Annotated in this window: 20 protein-coding genes; 8 read left to right on the top strand and 12 right to left on the bottom strand. The window is 43.5% G+C overall.

What is annotated here, in order from left to right; translation table 11 throughout:
* Positions 1–41: 41 nt before the first annotated feature.
* A complete protein-coding gene (locus EP737_RS16575) occupies positions 42–830 on the bottom strand; it encodes a DUF2268 domain-containing putative Zn-dependent protease (RefSeq protein ID WP_129729078.1) in 789 nt (262 codons plus the stop codon).
* A gap of 110 nt (positions 831–940) precedes the next feature.
* Between EP737_RS16575 and EP737_RS16580 the strand changes: the two genes are divergently transcribed.
* Positions 941–1,195 carry a hypothetical protein gene (locus EP737_RS16580; RefSeq protein ID WP_379952529.1) on the top strand — a complete coding sequence of 85 codons (255 nt, stop codon included), beginning with the start codon at positions 941–943 and terminating at the stop codon, positions 1,193–1,195.
* Positions 1,196–1,333: 138 nt separating this feature from the next.
* Here the strand turns inward: EP737_RS16580 and fabF are convergent, their stop codons facing one another.
* The 5 genes from fabF to EP737_RS16605 form a co-directional block, all read right to left on the bottom strand.
* Entirely contained in the window at positions 1,334–2,575 is a 1,242-nt protein-coding gene (fabF, locus tag EP737_RS16585) for a beta-ketoacyl-ACP synthase II (RefSeq protein ID WP_129729080.1), read from the bottom strand.
* A 24-nt stretch (positions 2,576–2,599) separates the two neighbouring features.
* Positions 2,600–3,532 (bottom strand): beta-ketoacyl-ACP synthase III, encoded by a 933-nt coding sequence (locus tag EP737_RS16590; protein WP_129729081.1) that lies wholly within the window; start codon positions 3,530–3,532, stop codon positions 2,600–2,602.
* Positions 3,533–3,641: 109 nt separating this feature from the next.
* Complete coding sequence (locus EP737_RS16595) at positions 3,642–3,836, bottom strand: ComZ family protein (RefSeq protein ID WP_129729082.1); 195 nt, start codon at positions 3,834–3,836, stop codon at positions 3,642–3,644.
* 204 nt (positions 3,837–4,040) lie between these two features.
* Positions 4,041–4,898 carry an NAD-dependent epimerase/dehydratase family protein gene (locus EP737_RS16600; protein WP_129729083.1) on the bottom strand — a complete coding sequence of 286 codons (858 nt, stop codon included), beginning with the start codon at positions 4,896–4,898 and terminating at the stop codon, positions 4,041–4,043.
* 174 nt (positions 4,899–5,072) lie between these two features.
* Positions 5,073–5,807 carry a lipase family protein gene (locus EP737_RS16605; RefSeq protein ID WP_129729084.1) on the bottom strand — a complete coding sequence of 245 codons (735 nt, stop codon included), beginning with the start codon at positions 5,805–5,807 and terminating at the stop codon, positions 5,073–5,075.
* Positions 5,808–5,972: 165 nt separating this feature from the next.
* Here EP737_RS16605 and EP737_RS16610 point away from each other — a divergent pair, with 165 nt between their 5' ends.
* Complete coding sequence (locus EP737_RS16610) at positions 5,973–6,158, top strand: YjzD family protein (protein WP_129729085.1); 186 nt, start codon at positions 5,973–5,975, stop codon at positions 6,156–6,158.
* A 173-nt stretch (positions 6,159–6,331) separates the two neighbouring features.
* Here the strand turns inward: EP737_RS16610 and clpB are convergent, their stop codons facing one another.
* On the bottom strand, positions 6,332–8,932 hold the full coding sequence (gene clpB, locus EP737_RS16615; protein WP_129729086.1) for an ATP-dependent chaperone ClpB: 2,601 nt from the start codon (positions 8,930–8,932) through the stop codon (positions 6,332–6,334).
* Between the two features lie 156 nt (positions 8,933–9,088).
* The gene (locus EP737_RS16620) at positions 9,089–9,277 is read right to left on the bottom strand and encodes a YjzC family protein (protein ID WP_129729087.1); all 189 of its coding nucleotides are present in this window, start codon (positions 9,275–9,277) and stop codon (positions 9,089–9,091) included.
* Between the two features lie 448 nt (positions 9,278–9,725).
* Between EP737_RS16620 and EP737_RS16625 the strand changes: the two genes are divergently transcribed.
* The 3 genes from EP737_RS16625 to EP737_RS16635 all read left to right on the top strand — a co-directional run bounded on the left by EP737_RS16625 (position 9,726) and on the right by EP737_RS16635 (position 10,966).
* Positions 9,726–10,535, top strand: a complete 810-nt coding sequence (locus EP737_RS16625) for a Cof-type HAD-IIB family hydrolase (protein WP_129729088.1) — start codon at positions 9,726–9,728, stop codon at positions 10,533–10,535.
* 96 nt (positions 10,536–10,631) lie between these two features.
* Positions 10,632–10,778, top strand: a complete 147-nt coding sequence (locus EP737_RS16630; protein ID WP_129729089.1) for a competence protein — start codon at positions 10,632–10,634, stop codon at positions 10,776–10,778.
* Between the two features lie 2 nt (positions 10,779–10,780).
* Entirely contained in the window at positions 10,781–10,966 is a 186-nt protein-coding gene (locus EP737_RS16635) for a DUF3813 domain-containing protein (protein WP_129729090.1), read from the top strand.
* Positions 10,967–11,085: 119 nt separating this feature from the next.
* Here the strand turns inward: EP737_RS16635 and EP737_RS16640 are convergent, their stop codons facing one another.
* A complete protein-coding gene (locus EP737_RS16640; RefSeq protein ID WP_246040286.1) occupies positions 11,086–11,976 on the bottom strand; it encodes a YitT family protein in 891 nt (296 codons plus the stop codon).
* Positions 11,977–11,995: 19 nt separating this feature from the next.
* Between EP737_RS16640 and EP737_RS16645 the strand changes: the two genes are divergently transcribed.
* Complete coding sequence (locus EP737_RS16645) at positions 11,996–12,163, top strand: DUF3941 domain-containing protein (protein WP_205650959.1); 168 nt, start codon at positions 11,996–11,998, stop codon at positions 12,161–12,163.
* A gap of 196 nt (positions 12,164–12,359) precedes the next feature.
* Here the strand turns inward: EP737_RS16645 and EP737_RS16650 are convergent, their stop codons facing one another.
* Positions 12,360–13,217 carry a CvfB family protein gene (locus tag EP737_RS16650; protein ID WP_129729092.1) on the bottom strand — a complete coding sequence of 286 codons (858 nt, stop codon included), beginning with the start codon at positions 13,215–13,217 and terminating at the stop codon, positions 12,360–12,362.
* A 147-nt stretch (positions 13,218–13,364) separates the two neighbouring features.
* Between EP737_RS16650 and EP737_RS16655 the strand changes: the two genes are divergently transcribed.
* Complete coding sequence (locus EP737_RS16655) at positions 13,365–13,856, top strand: YajQ family cyclic di-GMP-binding protein (protein ID WP_129729093.1); 492 nt, start codon at positions 13,365–13,367, stop codon at positions 13,854–13,856.
* A gap of 201 nt (positions 13,857–14,057) precedes the next feature.
* Entirely contained in the window at positions 14,058–14,567 is a 510-nt protein-coding gene (locus EP737_RS16660) for a hypothetical protein (protein ID WP_129729094.1), read from the top strand.
* A 273-nt stretch (positions 14,568–14,840) separates the two neighbouring features.
* Here the strand turns inward: EP737_RS16660 and iolE are convergent, their stop codons facing one another.
* Positions 14,841–15,734, bottom strand: coding sequence for a myo-inosose-2 dehydratase (gene iolE / locus EP737_RS16670; RefSeq protein ID WP_129729095.1), 894 nt, complete (start codon positions 15,732–15,734; stop codon positions 14,841–14,843).
* A gap of 18 nt (positions 15,735–15,752) precedes the next feature.
* On the bottom strand, positions 15,753–16,611 hold an 859-nt coding region (gene iolG, locus EP737_RS16675; RefSeq protein ID WP_129729096.1), incomplete at its 5' end, for an inositol 2-dehydrogenase.

Genomic DNA, 16,611 nt, shown 5'->3' on the forward strand with positions numbered 1-16,611 from the left:
TGTTCCACACGCACAAAAACGCCTCTATGTTCTAGAGACGTTCATATTGAAAAGGAACGAGCCTCCTGCAAAATTTCTTTTGCGTCCATCGTTAGCAGCTGCTTTGTTGTTAATTTTTTGTGTGCAATACAATCTTGCACAAGATGGAAACCAACTGCATAACCAAGCATGTCTGGGTATAGCCTCAGCCCGTTCAACAGCTCTTCATGCTCGGCCGTTCCTCGATAGACAGTTATTTTGTCGTTGACATACCTATGCCAAAACTGGACTGCCTCCTGTTTCGTATAATACCGTGTCCATGGTGCATGATAGGCCTTGGAATAGCGCTCAGCCACAGCTGCTTCTGCTAAACCTTCTAGTATCATTGTATCTAAGAGCGTGTAATCCTCTTCTTTTTTTTGGATGGTAGCCAACCTGCATATATGATGATATTCATGCGTTAATACCGCTTGTAACTCTTCTATCGTATTGTGCGGCGAAACAAATAGAAATAAGCATTTTCGAAGAGCAAGACCACTTTTTCCATCGTACTCTCGTTGTACACGCCTGTTATACACATCCGATGGAAAAATAAAAATAGGAATATCCGGGCCGTTTAGCCAATGGCGCAGCTGCTCCAGCTCTTTCTCAATTTCTCCCCACACATTTTGCTGCTGAAGCTTTTCAACATCCTCCTTGCCGCCGCGCATAGGACGATACATGCCGCGTGAAACAAGATAACGATATATATAGCGCGGCGGCAATGGTATATATTCCTTTAGATTTTTACATATTTCCTCCGGCTCTTCATAATGCGCAAGCAGCCATAGGTCTGTCGCAATCACTCCCATAACATGCACCCTTTTTCACCTATATTATGAAAAAGCATGAGGGGAGTTTCCTCACAGAGGCGTTGATTTTCCCTCTATTGAATGCTACGGTTACCTAGTAGATACATATAATGACTAAGCAAGAGGTGATACAAATGGGAGCATGTAATCTTGATCATTCATTGGAGGATGTACGTAATAAGCTTGAAAGTCAGCAAAGCTTTTTACCTGCACTTTTATTTGCGGATGTACAGCGCTTTTTACAAGACGAGCAGCCACAGGCCGTATTAAATGAGCTATTTCATCTTTTGAAAAAGTACGATCTAGTATCAAGGGAAGAACAAGAAGAGCGAAACGAAGGCTTGCAGCGCTTGATTAAGCTGTAAAAAAACACGCAGAGGATAACCTCTGCGTGTTTTTTGTCCAGCTCCATGGAGCTTTCTCACCTTTTAAAAATAAAGTATAAGTGTAACTACGCCTCTGTCTTCGCCCAAGAGCAGGGCTTGCCAGCCGGCTAGTTTTCTTTACGCTTCATACTTTTTGAAAACAAGTGCTGCGTTATGACCGCCAAACCCTAAGGAGTTGCTTAGGACCGTGCGTACTTCTTGCTTACGTGCTGTATTTGGCACATAGTCAAGGTCGCAATCTGGATCTGGCGTTTCGTAGTTAATCGTTGGCGGAATAATGCCGTCCGTAATCGTACGCACTGAGAAGATTGCCTCCACAGCTCCAGCTGCGCCAAGCAAATGCCCCGTCATCGATTTTGTAGAGCTCACTGCTACTTTGTATGCATGGTTACCGAACACTTCTTTAATTGCCATTGTTTCATACTTTTCATTTGCTTCTGTGCTCGTTCCATGCGCATTAATATAGTCCACATCATCTGGCTGAATGCCCGCATCTGATAATGCTTGGCGCATTGCCCGAACACTGCCTTCTCCGCCAGGCGCTGGAAGCGTAATATGGAACGCATCGCCAGCTGCACCGTAGCCAACAATTTCGGCATAAATTCTCGCACCGCGCTGCAAAGCGTGCTCTAAGCTTTCTAAAATTAAAATTCCGGCACCCTCGCCCATGACAAAACCACTGCGATTTTTATCAAATGGACGACAAGCTGTAGCCGGATTCTCATCAAATGACAATGCTTTTGCCGAGCTAAAGCCTGCAAAGGAAATGCTTGTAAGAGGGGCTTCTGTTCCTCCTGTAATCATTGCATCTGCGTCACCGCGCTGAATCACCTTAAAGGCATCGCCAATCGAGTTTGCACCGGAGGCACAAGCTGTGACAGAGCAGGAGTTGATTCCTTTTGCCCCTGTTGCAATCGATACTTGTCCAGCTGCCATATCGGGAATCATCATAGGAACAAAAAACGGACTTACGCGACGAGGTCCTTTCTCCAACAATGTTCTATACTGATCTTCGTATGTTTCCATTCCGCCAATACCCGATCCAACCCAGACACCAATACGCGGCGCATTCTCGTCATTAATCGTTAAATTTGCATCCTCTACAGCCATTTTTGCAGCTACTACTGCATATTGCGTAAAACGATCCATTCTGCGAGCATCTTTTTTATCAATGTACTGCTCTACCTCAAAATCCTTGAGTTCCGCTGCCACCTTTGCCGGAAACAAATCGGGATCTAAGCGTGTAAGACGACCGATTCCCGATACGCCGTTTATTACGTTTGTCCATGCAGTTTCAACATCATTTCCTACTGGCGTTATAGCGCCTAATCCTGTAATTACAACACGCTTTTTTTCCATTGCTATGACACTCCTTCTTCGTAATTATCTGCCCCAACGAAGCGCTACCGCACCCCACGTTAAACCGCCGCCAAATCCAACTAGCACAATGAGATCGTCGTCTTTAATGCGTCCATTCGTACGCTCCTCCACAAGGGCAAGCGGAATAGATGATGATGATGTATTGCCAAATTTTCGAATCGTTGTGCTCATTTTCTCCTCCGGCAGATTTAAACGCTGACGAGATGATTCCATAATGCGAATATTTGCCTGATGCGGAACGAGAAAATTAACATCTTCCTTCGTTAGTCCCGCTTTTTCAAGCACGCGCAGGCTTGAATCTCCCATTTGACGCACAGCAAATTTAAAGACTTCTCTGCCATTCATCGTAATATGTTCGCCTTGGTACAGGTGCATTCCTCCACTGCCATCTGCCCCTAGTTCAAACGATAGAACACCTCTTCCTTCCGAAACAGGACCCATAATCGCTGCTCCTGCTCCATCCCCAAATAACACAGCTGTATTTCGGTCATTCCAATCGACAATCTTTGAAAGCTTTTCGCTTCCGATTATAAGTACATATTTATAAGCGCCAGTTTGGATAAATTGCTGTGCCGTAATCATTCCGTACATAAAGCCAGCGCAGGCTGCACTAATATCCATTGCTGCTGCATGCTTTGCTCCAATTTGGTCTTGTACCATGCAAGCAACAGAAGGAAATGCATAATCCGGAGTAACCGTTGCTACTAAAATCAAATCTAATTGTTCCGCAGCAATTCCCGCATCCTCTAATGCTTGCTTCGCAGCTTCTGCTGCCATATGCGATGTATCTACATCATCAGAAGCAATACGTCGCTCTTCAATGCCAGTTCGTGTGCGGATCCACTCATCGGACGTATCCATCATTTGTTCCAAATCATAGTTTGTTACAATTCGTTCTGGAACATAGCTGCCGATTCCTAAAATTCCTGCATTCATGCTAATCCCCCACTTTATATCAATTATTAAGACTTGGTACTAATTTTAATGTATGATGATTTGTTTGTCCACTATGAGGAGATAGAAAAAAGCCGGTATCCCACCGACTTTATTCTCCCTTTTCCGCTAGGGCCTCTTGTCTGCCAAGCTCATACGCATCATTCATAACCTTCATGAGCAGCTCAAGCACAGGCTGAGCTTTTGCCAAATCAAGTTCTACCCCGCTTGACTCAAGCATTCCCTTAGCTTCCGGCAAATATTGCATCGCCATTTGTAAAAATTGCATATTACGTCCTTGATCCATGTTCTTTCTTCCTTTCAGCCTCAAACTTATCCCTTTCACCCTTTCAGAAAGTGTCAATTTCCAGCTAGAAGCTAACTCGACGCAGCAGGAAATTTTAGGGATAAAATGTAAATGTAACTACGCTTCTGTTTTTGCCTAACAGCTTGCCAATTAGCGAGTTTTCTCTATTATATCGGTAAAAAGGAAGAAAATTCAATAGATGTGCTATTTCATATCCTTATATAACTGTTTATACTTATTTACATGCAAAATCTGCTGCTCGAGTCCTTCCTGCAAAGAACAACTTGGACGGTACAAATAGCGTGTTCCTATTTTCAATTGCGATTTACTTTCTACTGTCCCGATGTTTCCATTGCCACAAAGAAGCTCAATCCCCTTTTTCCACTGTCCAGCTTCTTCACTTTCAATATAGTACGTTCCAGAAATACGCTCGGCGCCAAAACGATATAAGCATTGGGCTACATCCTCTACATAAACAGCATCATTACTATTTTCCTGCACTTCAACATTTGCTTCCTTCGATATAATCAATTGATGGTAGATCATAAAAGACGGCTGCCACGGACCATATACAGTCGGGACACGCAAAACAGCGAAGGATGGTGCAAGCTTCTCCAGCTTCTTTTCCAATGTATAAAACCATGCACCATTTGCTGTTCCAGATGATTTCTCTATATCTGCTGAAGCAACGGAAGCGTTTAGGGATGATAACATCACAAGTTGTTTCTCATGCTTTCTACAGAAGGAAATTGCTTCATCTAATGTACGCTGTACAAGGGATTGCTCAGGAAATTCTATCATCTGGTTTGGCTCACATAAGCAGAAATAAACAATATCCGGTGCCTGCTCACACGCCTCCCTCCAAGTTTCGCCACTTTCGATAGAATCGTATGAAAAATTCGCATGTCTGCCAATCAGCAGCAGTTTTTCTTCATTCAGTGGTGATAGCTCAAGCAAGCTTTCAATATCAAGAGCAATCACCTCCGTCCCCTCCAAAAGCAGCTTTTGTACGAGATGATATCCGACAAACGACAGTGCTCCTACTACAACTGCCCTCTTCATCTTCTTACCTCCTTTATCAAAGGCTGGCCAAGTAATGGGTATTCTTTACACTGTAAAAAAGTATAAATTTCCAGCTAGAAGTTCATTCGACGTAGTCGGAAATTTTAGGAACAAAGTATAAGGGCAACTACGCCTCTGTCTTCGCCTAACGGCTCGCCAGTCGGCGAGTTCTCTTCATAAATCTGCTTCATGTGTATGAAATGCTTGAAGGATTGGACGAACGACTTTATACTTAGCATCCTGCACATGGAACGAAAGCGAGATGGGGGACCCAGACTGAAATTGAAGCTGCTCATATTCCCGCACAATTATCTTTCGCTCCTTCCGCTCACTCGTTGGAACAAACATTCTTACCGGTACATGCGAGGAAAAGCTCCGGAACGTTTTGGAGCGAATCATCGCTGGTAAATCCTCCTCACACACCTCATATGCTGCTATGAGCTCGCGCAGCAGTCGTTTATAAAAAAACTTATGCTCACGCTCCAACTCCAAATGTCTCGGTAAGTCGAGACAAGGGTGCAGCATCACAGCCGAACGGATAGATTCCGGCATTGTGGCCATCATGTCAAGCGCAACAAGAGCGCCCATTCCTTCTGCTATAATATGAATTCTTTCATTCAAAATTTCCTTTTTCATCACAACATGATATAAGCGCTTTGCCAGTCGCACTGCTTTGTCATTCCCCCAATGTCGACCGTACAAGTTGGAAGTAAACACGGTGTACCCCTCGTTGCGCAACTCCTCCAAGAGATGCGCCTTCCCAACATGCTGCATCCATAAACTTGTACCACTCTCAACAAAGTGATTATAATCCCCCAGTATAAGCACTCCAAATCCATTCGGCTTTTCCGGAAGATGAATGACGCACGGCTCTTGTTCTAGAAAAAAGAAACGCTCCCTGATCTCCATTGTTCTCCCGCCTTAAAATGCCATTGTAAATGTTTCTTTTTTATAATGTATGTGTGCAGGGAGAATTTGCCTTGCAAAAGGTGTAAAAATATTTTCTATTTTCTATATCAATTTGTGTTAGAATAAGAATTGATTGAATGAAGAACGAATAGGAGTGTGAAAGGAATGCGTTTACTTTGGACGTTTATTTGGTCGTTCCTGCTTATGCAAATGATGAGCTACATAATCAGCTCTATGACAGGCAGTACATATGACTCAGGACAAGCAACTATCATGTCTGTTGTCGTGACTGTTTTGATTTTTATCATTTCCGCAATTCTTCCAAATGAGCCTGCTGGACAGCATCATTGATGTAGGAAAAGGGAACTCGATCTGTCGAGTCACCTTTTCTTCTAAACAGACAGCAAAGCCTGTCCAGATGTATTTCGATACATCTGGACAGGCTTTTTTACGAGGTAAGAAAGTATAACTTTTTATGGGGACACTGCCCGCTTCGGGAGCAGAGCAGACCGTGTTCGTTTTTCTTATATAGTCTTTAATACAAGCTCTCCCGATTGTTCGTCGACGATAACCGTACTATGATCTTGAATGTGACCTGCAATGAGCTCTCTTGCCAGTTTGGTTTCAATTTGACGTTGCATATAGCGCTTCAGCGGCCGCGCCCCATACAATGGATCAAAGCCCGCTGCTGCGATAAACGCCTTCGCGCCTTCTGTTAGCTGCAGTTCAATATCACGATCTGAAAGCCTTCTTTGCAATTCCACGCTCATTTTATCAACAATTTTTGTCATTTCCCTCGTGGTGAGCGGCTTAAATAAAATGACTTCATCAATGCGGTTGACGAACTCTGGCCTAAAGTGATTGCGAAGCAGGCTCATCACCCGTTCTCTCGTCCCCTCACCGATTGCCCCTTCTTCCTGCACATCCTCAAGCAGAATATGCGAGCCGATATTCGACGTCATAATAATAACCGTATTTTTAAAATCCACCGTTCGTCCTTGTGAATCTGTAATGCGCCCATCATCGAGTACCTGCAGAAGCACGTTAAATACTTCAGGATGTGCCTTTTCAATTTCATCAAGTAAAATGACAGAATATGGCTTGCGACGCACCGCCTCTGTTAGCTGTCCGCCTTCCTCGTAACCAACATACCCAGGAGGTGCTCCAATTAAACGAGAAACAGCATGTTTTTCCATATACTCAGACATGTCGATACGGATAATCTGCTCTTCGCTATCAAATAACGCTTGTGCAAGCGTCTTTGCGAGCTCTGTTTTTCCAACGCCTGTCGGTCCGAGAAACAAGAATGAACCAATCGGTCGGTTTGGATCTTGGATGCCGGCTCGAGCACGCAGCACCGCATCAGAAACAAGCTGCACTGCTTCCTCTTGTCCGATAACACGCTCTGCCAAAATATCTGTCAGACGAAGCAATTTTTCTCGTTCCCCTTCCACAAGTTTTGTAACCGGGATTCCTGTCCAACGCGAGACAATCGCTGCGATTTCTTCTTCTGTCACTTCCTCGCGCAGCAAGCGATTTTCCTGTTTGTTTTCCTTCTCCTCTGCTTCTTTTAAGGTGCGCTCGAGCGCTGGAATACGACCGTGCCGAAGCTCCGCAGCCTTATTTAAATCATAGCTTCCTTCCGCCTCCTCGAGCTCATGACGCAACCGTTCTAGCTGCTCACGCAGGCTGCGAACACGCTGAATTTCATCCTTTTCCTGCTGCCACTGCGCACGCATCACAGTTGTTTGCTCCTTTAAATCAGCAAGCTCACGACGCAAAGTTTCCAAACGCTCCTTGCTTCGTTCATCTGTTTCTTTTAGCAGCGCAGCCTCTTCAATTTCAAGCTGCATCATGCGCCGCATAACTTCATCTAGCTCCGTTGGCAGCGAATCAATTTCCGTTCGAATGGTTGCACATGCTTCGTCCACCAAATCAATTGCTTTATCTGGCAAAAAACGATCGGAAATATAACGATCAGATAGTACAGCCGCGGCAACAAGAGCACGATCGTGAATATTCACACCATGATGAATTTCAAACCGCTCCTTTAAACCGCGCAAAATCGAAACGGTATCCGTGACAGTCGGCTCTTCGACAAGCACCTGTTGAAAACGGCGCTCGAGTGCTGGATCCTTCTCAATATATTTTCGATATTCATCAAGCGTTGTTGCACCGATGCAATGTAACTCGCCTCGCGCTAACATCGGCTTTAGCATATTACCCGCATCCATCGCCCCCTCTGCCTTACCCGCTCCAACAATCGTATGCAGTTCATCAATAAACAACAAAATACGTCCTTCGCTTTTCTTAACCTCATTTAATACCGCCTGCAGACGCTCCTCGAATTCACCGCGAAACTTTGCCCCTGCTACAAGAGCGCTCATATCAAGCGCAAAAACAATTTTATCCTTTAGTCCTTCTGGTACATCCTTACGCACAATACGCTGCGCTAGTCCTTCGGCTATTGCTGTTTTTCCGACTCCCGGCTCTCCAATTAAAACTGGATTATTTTTCGTTTTGCGTGATAAGATGCGGATCACACGGCGAATTTCACTATCTCGTCCAATCACCGGATCCATTTTACCAAGACGCGCCTGTGCCACAAGATCTCGACCGTATTTTTCCAATGCTTCATATGTCGCTTCCGGATTTTGACTTGTCACGCGTTGATTCCCCCTTATATCCATCAATGTACGCAGCAATCGTTCCCGTTTTAATTGAAATCTTGTGAAAAGCTGTCCAATTGCTGTCGATTCCTTTTCATCGCTCATCACAAGCAAAATATGCTCTACAGACATATAATCGTCTCGCAGCCGCTTTACTTCCTCCTCCGCACGTACAAACAACCGCTGAAGCCCTTGTGTAATATATACCTTTCCAGCCTCTGCTCCGCTTCCTGTCACACGAGGTTTTCGTTCTAAGAGCTGCTGCACTTCTTGTTGAAACTGTTCTATAGAAACACCAAGCTTTTGCATAACCCTTGCCGTTAAACCATCCTCCTGCTCCAGCAATGCTGCGAGTACGTGAACGATATCTACTTCCTGATGAGAACGTTCAACTGCAATAGATTGTGCCCGTAGCACAGCTTCCTGCATTTTTTGCGTCATTTTATTCAAATCCATTTCTATCCCCTCACTTCTTTGACTTATTTTGACCTTTATTTTTATTATAGGAAAAATTCATGATTTTATAAAGTAAAAGCAAATGACTTAAACAGAGTTATGTATAATCCCCAAAAAACCATCTCCCGCAATGGAAGATGGTTTTTTGGTAAAATGTTAGCGTGTTTTAGGCGCGTATGTCCATTGACGGTCATCATTTGTATTTTCAGGAAAACGATCTCCAGCTTTCAGCTTGATCTGTTTCGGATCCTGAATGCCGCTGCCGTTGCCTGTTTCCCCGATTTCAATATAAACTCCGTTATTTGGCGCCTTTTGTCCTGCTCGAAAACGGTGACTTTGACCCATGATGCACTACTCCTTTCAAAAGAAAAAGTCATTACATCATTATTGTGCCCGAAGATAAGAGTTTCTTTCTGTTATGTTTAGGAATTGAACTCTCCCGCCTCTTAGGTCTGCTTTCCGAAAAAGACTTTCATACAATAATGATTTAGAGCATACATTTGATAAAAGAAACTCGCCAATTGACGAACGGTTAGGCGAAGTTGCACGCATACTTTTCCTAAAACATAAAAAACTGACCCTATCCGGTCAGTAAACAAAGGAGAGTTAACAATTTATACGAGAAGATTACAATGTCATTATACAAGCTTTTCTCTCCTATTGTAGCCCCTTTCACAACCTTTACACAATTTCCAAAAATTTGAAGATCCTCTTGGCGTGTGGAAATAGTAGACAGAAAAAGAGAAAAAGGATTAAAATGGAAGAACACAACTACTCCTAAAAAGGTGAGCCTATGCGAAATCAACATTTAATTGCAATCGATTTAGATGGTACGTTATTAAACGATGACAAAAAAATTTCTGAGCGTAATAAAGCCACTCTCCAAAAAGCACGGGAGCACGGCCATCTTGTCGTCATTTCCACAGGCCGTCCGTATCGGGCAAGCAATCTGTATTATCAGGAACTAAATCTCGATACTCCAATCATCAACTTTAACGGTGCCTACGTCCATCATCCACTAAATCCCTCATGGGGCACATATCACTCACCTCTTGAGCTCTCAACAGCCCAGGAAATCATACAAGCGTGTGCAGCATTTGGTGTAAAAAATATGTATGCCGAGGTTATAGACGATGTATATACACACTACCTCGATGAAGGCGTGCAGCATATTTTCCAGTTCGGCTCCCCAAAGATATATACGGGAGACTTGCTTCATATTTTAACAAAAGAGCCAACGTGCTTGCTAATTGATGCGAATGAACAAGAGGTGGAAAACATTCAGAAGCATTTAACAGATGTTCACGCAGAAGTCATTGATCATCGCAAGTGGGCAGCACCCTGGCATATTATCGAAATTGTTCGAAGCGGCCTCAATAAAGCAATTGGCTTAAAGAGAGTAGCCGATTACTACTGCATTGGAGCGGAGCGTATTATCGCCTTTGGTGATGAAGACAATGACTTTGAAATGATTGAATTTGCCGGAAACGGCGTGGCAATGGGCAATGCGATTCCAGAGCTGAAGTCGTTATCAAATCACGTGACGTTAACAAATGAAGAGGATGGTATCGCTGTCTTCTTGGAGGAATATTTAGGCTTGTAAGTCGTTTCCATTCATAGCCCGAAGCGCAATGTACATACTATAAAGGACACAGCACGTGTCACAGCTTTTCTGCTAATTCAAAAGGGGGAATAGACGATGGGTAAGCGCAATAAGTCCAAACGTTTTATTCAGCAAGGTTCAGATACGGTTTCTAAACATGATGAACAATTCCCTTATCGGTCTACATTAGCCGAAGCAGAGGCTCGAAAAGAGCGGGCTAACTCGACTCTCGGAGGTGTATAACAATGGGCAATCTGTTGTTTCAGCAAGCGAGAGAAGCAGTATCCCTTGCCTTAAACACAACTGGCAGCGGACAGCATGAAATGGTGGAAAAAGCAAAAAATGCTTTAACCTCCGCTTATACGCACTCTTCCACTGCCGAAAAGGCACAACTGCGCGAGATGCAGGAGCAGTTGCAAAATATGTCCTAAATGTAACGGGAGAACCCGATTTCGGGTTCTCCTTTCTTTTTTCCTTCTTTCTTGCATCAAGCAAAATGAATCAGATTCGCTTTTCTTTTACTGGAATTCCAGTGGTAGGTGGGGAAGGTTCATTCCTTGCGAAACAAACCTAATACACTTTCCGTATGAACAACATTTGCAAACGCCTTTGGATCAACCTCATTGATGATACGCTCGATCGCATACAACTCATAACGTGTAATCACAATCATCAGCATCTCTTTTTGCTCATTTGTAAATGCCCCTGTCGCCGGCAGCGTTGTAATGCCTCGTACAAGACAAGATTGAATAGCCTTGCGCAATGCGGCACCATTTTTCGTTACAATAAACACAGTCAGCTTCACGTGGCGTGTATGAATCATATCAATTACACGCGATGACGCATATAGCCCTACAAGAGTATACAGCGCCTTCTCCCACCCATACACTGCGCCTGCCGTTAGAATAATAAGCGAGTTCAACGTGAAAAAGTATGTTCCAAGCGGCCGCTCCTTCACGCGCGACAGAATCATGACAATAATATCCATCCCGCCGGTCGAAGCTCCCCACTTCAGGGTAAGTCCAGAACCAATCGCAAGAATCACACCGCCGAACACAGCATTTAGCATAATATCATGAGACAGTGTGAGAACAGGGACCATTTCTAAAAACAATGTCATAAAGGCAATACTAACAAAGCTAAACAGTGTAAATGATTTCCCGATTTTTCGCCAGCCCAATATAACAATCGGAATGTTGAACACAATATACAGCATACCTGTTGAAAGGACAATGGGTGTAAATTTGCTTACTATACCAGAGAGAAGCTGTGCTACTCCGACAAAGCCGCTTGCATATACATTCGCCGGGATTAAAAATAAATTCATCCCAATTGCATTTAACAGTGCACCAAAGATAATCACAAACGTTTTCTTACCTATTTCAATGGAACTCATCTTGAGCTTCACATGTATGCTCCTTCCTGCTTGTTCCTTGTACATAGTCTTAACGGAAACGGAAATGATAAACGTAGAAACAGCTAAGGAGGGATATAGGATGCCAAAAACTAGCGATAATGACAAAAAAGCGCATGACAACAATGCAAAGCATATGCAAAAAAATATGCAGGTACAAGAGAATTATCAAGCAGGTAAACATGACTACTCAAAGAAAACTGACCATCGCTAAGACCGGGAAATTTCCCGGTCTTGTTTTTACAAGATAAGAAAATCTAACTTTTCGGGGTGACGAAGAGAGAGGCGTGGCTATACTTGTACTGTATTCCTAAAATTTCCGACTACGTCGCATTCGCTTCTCGCTGGAAATGTCTACTTTCTTACAATGAAACAAAAAACAGCACCATCCATCAGTGCTGTTCTTTTTACTAATCCCTCTTAAAATATGTCCATCCTTCCTCCTGATAGACTTTGCCTTCCTTCATGAGCTTCCCAAGCGCCCTCTTAAATGCTCCTTTACTCATTTGGAAACGCTCCTTAATATCCTCTGGCGCACTTTGGTCGCTAAATGGCATCGCACCGCCGCGGCCTTCCATATATTCATATAAAGCCTGTGCATCCTCATCCATCCCCTCCTGTTTGCGAGGCAGAAGAGATACGTTAACAGTCCCATCGTCTTTTACTGCAATGATGCGGCCCGTTACGCGCTCACCGATGCGGGGCTCTTGTTTGCGTTCTGATTGATGGATAAATCCTAAGAAATGCTCATCCGTTAGAATGAATGAACCTGTACGAATGGCACGATACACGCGGGCACTTACATTTTTGTTAAACATCGACTGCGTAGCAGCAACCGCCAATTCCTTCAGATCCTCATCCTGCGCAGGCAGGGCAATTAAACGATCTCGTCCCGTCAGTTTAAGACGACAATACAATTCGTCTCCCTCCTGCGGCCAAACACCGAAAAAACCAGAAAACTCATCACCGGGAATTAAAATATCCTTTGAAACGCCAATATCAACAAATACACCCATACCCTGGGATACTTTCACAACCTCTACCCAGCCAAAATCCTCCGTTGTAATGAGCGGTGTCTTCATCGTTGCCGTTAAGCGTCCTTTATGATCATGATATAAAAACACATCAAGCTCGTCGCCCTCCGCAATCTCACCAGCAACTTCATTTTTATGCAAAAATACTTCCTCTTGCTCATTACCTACCATATATCCAATTTCTGTCTCGCGCAAAACCTCGACCTGTTCTATTACTCCTGCTTGCAGCATCATACTTACAAATCCCTTCTATAATAAAAATATGCTATGTATTAGTTTGCCAAACAAAGCCCCATTATACCACGTTTTTTTCTATCATTTGTCCAATCCGCCCATTTTCCTTATAATATAGCATATACATATAGTTTGGAGGGATTATTTATGTCAAAGGAAAGCTCTTTTGATATTGTCTCAAAGGTCGAATTACCAGAGGTTACAAATGCCATTAACCTCGCATTGAAGGAAATTCAAACGCGCTATGACTTCAAAGGAAGCAAGAGCGACATCAAGCTCGAAAAGGAATCTCTCGTTCTGACATCCGACGATGAATACAAGTTAAGTCAATTAACAGATGTTCTCTTAAGTAAGCTCGTAAAACGAGGCGTTCCGATTAAAAACTTAGACTATGGCAAGATTGAAAATGCATCCGGTGGTACAGTTCGTCAATACGTTAATCTCAAGCAAGGCATTGACAAAGACACAGCAAAGGTTCTCAATACGATTATTAAAAACTTAAAGCTAAAGGTGAAAAGCCAAATCCAAGATGACCAGCTTCGTGTCACAGGCAAAAGCCGCGACGATTTACAAGCAGTTATCGCAGCTGTTCGTGAAGCGGATGTGCCGGTTGAATTGCAGTTTATTAATTATCGATAAGGGTAGGTTTTTTAGAAAGAATACCGTATTCTATTCCTAGAATACGGTATTCTTTCTACGTAATCCAGTTCGATACTTTCTCCTCTGCCAAGAAGTCCTGACATCATAACTACACGACTTTTATACTAATACTGTACAGAAGCTGCTATTTTTTACTACGGCCTGTTTTCGTGGCGAAAGCGTGCTCCTCATATAAACACAATGTCTGTGTTTACATACCATAAAAAAACAAGTGCTATCGCTTTTTATGTGATGCTTATTCACGCTCTCATCATTGAATCAGTCGGTTTTCATTTTCTGCTTCACAGCTGGAACCCGATTGTTGCCCTTGTCGCGCTTATTCTCAATTTGTATACGCTTCTTCTATTTTTAGCAGAAATACAAGCGCTGCGATTAGCCCCCTTTATACTAACGGATAACCATCTTTATTTACAGGTTGGGGTGATGAAGAGACTCAAGGTTTCTTTGCAGGATATAAAAAGCATCCATGCCTATGAAGGACCGGAAAAGGAGATATTCGATGCGGTGCTCGTTGATTTTATGAAAGAGCAGCCGGCCTTTGAAATTACCTTTCATACGCCGCAAACAGCTCAGCTATTGTATGGTTTCACAAAAACTGTAACAAAGGTGCACCTCCGGCCAGATAAACCACAGCAGTTTTATACGGTTCTCACTGAAAATTTAAGTGAAATTTACGAAAATGATCATTAAAGAAAACTCGCCGATTGGCGAGCCCTGCCCCCGTGCGAAGACAGAGGCGTAGTTCCTAAAATTTCTCACTACGTCGAATTGTCCTCCAGCTAGAAATTTATACTTTCTTAAAGTGTAAAAAATCCCGATGAGGTTGGGGGTTCATCGGGATTTTTCTCCTGTCACTATTTCTTCTCAGACCAAACCTTCGCATGCAGCCCTAATAACCATTTATGCTCTTCTTCCATCATACGGTCAGTCCATGGATTATTATGTTATCGTACAGGACTATAATTACAGCCCTGTTTTTTCATTAATATAACGGCGGGCCTTCACCGCATATTCAAACGGATTCGCTAATGCCGGATCTTGCTCAGCCTCAACAACAAACCAGCCTGTATAATCAGACGCCGCAAGTGTTGTAAATACCTCGTCAAATTCAATGGAGCCATCACCTGGAACAGTGAAGGCACCTGCCTTTACTGCCTGCAAAAAGCTTAAATCCCCTTCCTTCACACGAGCCACCACTTCTGGGCGAATGTCTTTTAAATGCACATGCTTAATGCGAGGCAGGTGCTTTTTCAGTACATGAATTGGATCCTCACCTGAGAATACAAGATGTCCTGTATCAAACAATAAAGAAACTAAATTTGGATCTGTTAGCTCCATGAGCTTATCAATTTCTGCTGTTGTTTGAATCCCTGTTCCCATATGATGGTGGAATACAATCGCCATATCCCTCTCCGCGGCCAGCTCACCAAGACGATGCAAGCCAGCTACTAATAGCTTCCACTCTTCTTCCGTAAAGACAGGCTTTGCTTTGTAAACAGGTACCGCTTGACCTTGCACACTTTTTCCTTGCTCCGATACAACAATGACCTTCGCACCCATCATATGTAAGAAATCACGGTGCTCAATGAATGCCTCTACCGTTTCCTCTAGAGGTTTTGTTGTCAAAAATGCGCTAAACCAAGCGCTTGCGATTTGCAATCCCCGAAGCGATAATGCCTTTTTCAGTACCTCCGTATCACGAGGATACTTATTTCCTACTTCACTGCCAGTGAATCCAGCTAATGCCATTTCACTTACGCACTGCTCAAATGTATTCTCGCCGCCAAGCTCTGGAAGATCATCATTTGTCCACGCAATTGGTGCGATTGCTAGTCTGATTGTATTTTCTTTAAACATATCTATTCCCTCTCTTATTTACTGTGCCGTTACTGTTTCGTGTTCAATCTTGACAGGGCGTCCTGCTAAGAAGGATTCCTTTGCGGCCTTTGCGATTCTCTCTGCCTGCAAGCCATCATTACCAGTGCAAAGCACCTTTTCACCTGCTAGGATCGTCTTTGCAAATTGTGTAACTTCCTCGATATATGCTTGTGTATAGCGCTCAAGGAAGAAATATAATGGCTTGTCCCTTACCACGCCTTCCACTGTAGATACTTCTACCGTTGTTGGGCGGCAGTTATCGGCTGTTGCTGCTCCTTTTGCCCCAAATACTTCCACACGCTGATCATATCCATATACAGCTTGACGGCTATTATCAATCACTCCAATTGCCCCATTTGCAAATTTCAAAGTAACAATAGCAGTATCGATATCTCCTGCTTCGCCAATCGCAGGATCAACTAAAACCGCTCCCTGAGCAGACACTTCCACTACTTCACTATTCATTACATAACGTGCCATATCAAAATCATGAATCATCATATCCATGAACAGACCGCCTGAAGTAAGAATGTAATCAACGCTTGGTGGCTGCGGGTCTCTAGATGTGATTTTCAGAATATGAGGCTGTCCAATTTCCCCCTGCTGCACAAGGTCTCGTACCTTTTTAAAATTCGGATCAAAACGACGGTTAAAGCCAACCTGTAATTGTACGCCCTCTTCTTCTACTACACGCAGCGCTTCGATTGTCTGCTCTGCAGAGAAGCTGACCGGCTTTTCACAGAAAATATGCTTCTTCGCACGTGCTGCCTCCTGAATAATTTGTGCATGTGTGCTTGTTGGAGAGCAAATAAATACCGCATCAATTTCAGGATCTGCCAATAAATCCTGATAATTT

This window comes from Ectobacillus funiculus (genome assembly GCF_004138295.1).
GTDB classification, from domain to species: Bacteria; Bacillota; Bacilli; order Bacillales; family Bacillaceae_G; genus Ectobacillus; species Ectobacillus funiculus.

Excerpts from the sequence above, each read along its gene's own strand:
- EP737_RS16600 (WP_129729083.1), bottom strand. The coding sequence starts at position 4,898 with ATGAAGAGGGCAGTTGTAGTAGGAGCACTGTCGTTTGTCGGATATCAT.
- iolE (WP_129729095.1), bottom strand. The coding sequence starts at position 15,734 with ATGTTTAAAGAAAATACAATCAGACTAGCAATCGCACCAATTGCGTGG.
- fabF (WP_129729080.1), bottom strand. The coding sequence starts at position 2,575 with ATGGAAAAAAAGCGTGTTGTAATTACAGGATTAGGCGCTATAACGCCA.
- EP737_RS16610 (WP_129729085.1), top strand. The coding sequence starts at position 5,973 with ATGCGTTTACTTTGGACGTTTATTTGGTCGTTCCTGCTTATGCAAATG.
- EP737_RS16655 (WP_129729093.1), top strand. The coding sequence starts at position 13,365 with ATGTCAAAGGAAAGCTCTTTTGATATTGTCTCAAAGGTCGAATTACCA.
- EP737_RS16575 (WP_129729078.1), bottom strand. The coding sequence starts at position 830 with ATGGGAGTGATTGCGACAGACCTATGGCTGCTTGCGCATTATGAAGAG.
- EP737_RS16595 (WP_129729082.1), bottom strand. The coding sequence starts at position 3,836 with ATGGATCAAGGACGTAATATGCAATTTTTACAAATGGCGATGCAATAT.
- EP737_RS16635 (WP_129729090.1), top strand. The coding sequence starts at position 10,781 with ATGGGCAATCTGTTGTTTCAGCAAGCGAGAGAAGCAGTATCCCTTGCC.
- EP737_RS16590 (WP_129729081.1), bottom strand. The coding sequence starts at position 3,532 with ATGAATGCAGGAATTTTAGGAATCGGCAGCTATGTTCCAGAACGAATT.
- EP737_RS16580 (WP_379952529.1), top strand. The coding sequence starts at position 941 with ATGACTAAGCAAGAGGTGATACAAATGGGAGCATGTAATCTTGATCAT.
- EP737_RS16605 (WP_129729084.1), bottom strand. The coding sequence starts at position 5,807 with ATGGAGATCAGGGAGCGTTTCTTTTTTCTAGAACAAGAGCCGTGCGTC.
- EP737_RS16640 (WP_246040286.1), bottom strand. The coding sequence starts at position 11,976 with ATGTACAAGGAACAAGCAGGAAGGAGCATACATGTGAAGCTCAAGATG.
- EP737_RS16625 (WP_129729088.1), top strand. The coding sequence starts at position 9,726 with ATGCGAAATCAACATTTAATTGCAATCGATTTAGATGGTACGTTATTA.
- EP737_RS16660 (WP_129729094.1), top strand. The coding sequence starts at position 14,058 with ATGTCTGTGTTTACATACCATAAAAAAACAAGTGCTATCGCTTTTTAT.
- EP737_RS16630 (WP_129729089.1), top strand. The coding sequence starts at position 10,632 with ATGGGTAAGCGCAATAAGTCCAAACGTTTTATTCAGCAAGGTTCAGAT.
- EP737_RS16620 (WP_129729087.1), bottom strand. The coding sequence starts at position 9,277 with ATGGGTCAAAGTCACCGTTTTCGAGCAGGACAAAAGGCGCCAAATAAC.
- EP737_RS16645 (WP_205650959.1), top strand. The coding sequence starts at position 11,996 with ATGATAAACGTAGAAACAGCTAAGGAGGGATATAGGATGCCAAAAACT.
- clpB (WP_129729086.1), bottom strand. The coding sequence starts at position 8,932 with ATGGATTTGAATAAAATGACGCAAAAAATGCAGGAAGCTGTGCTACGG.
- EP737_RS16650 (WP_129729092.1), bottom strand. The coding sequence starts at position 13,217 with ATGATGCTGCAAGCAGGAGTAATAGAACAGGTCGAGGTTTTGCGCGAG.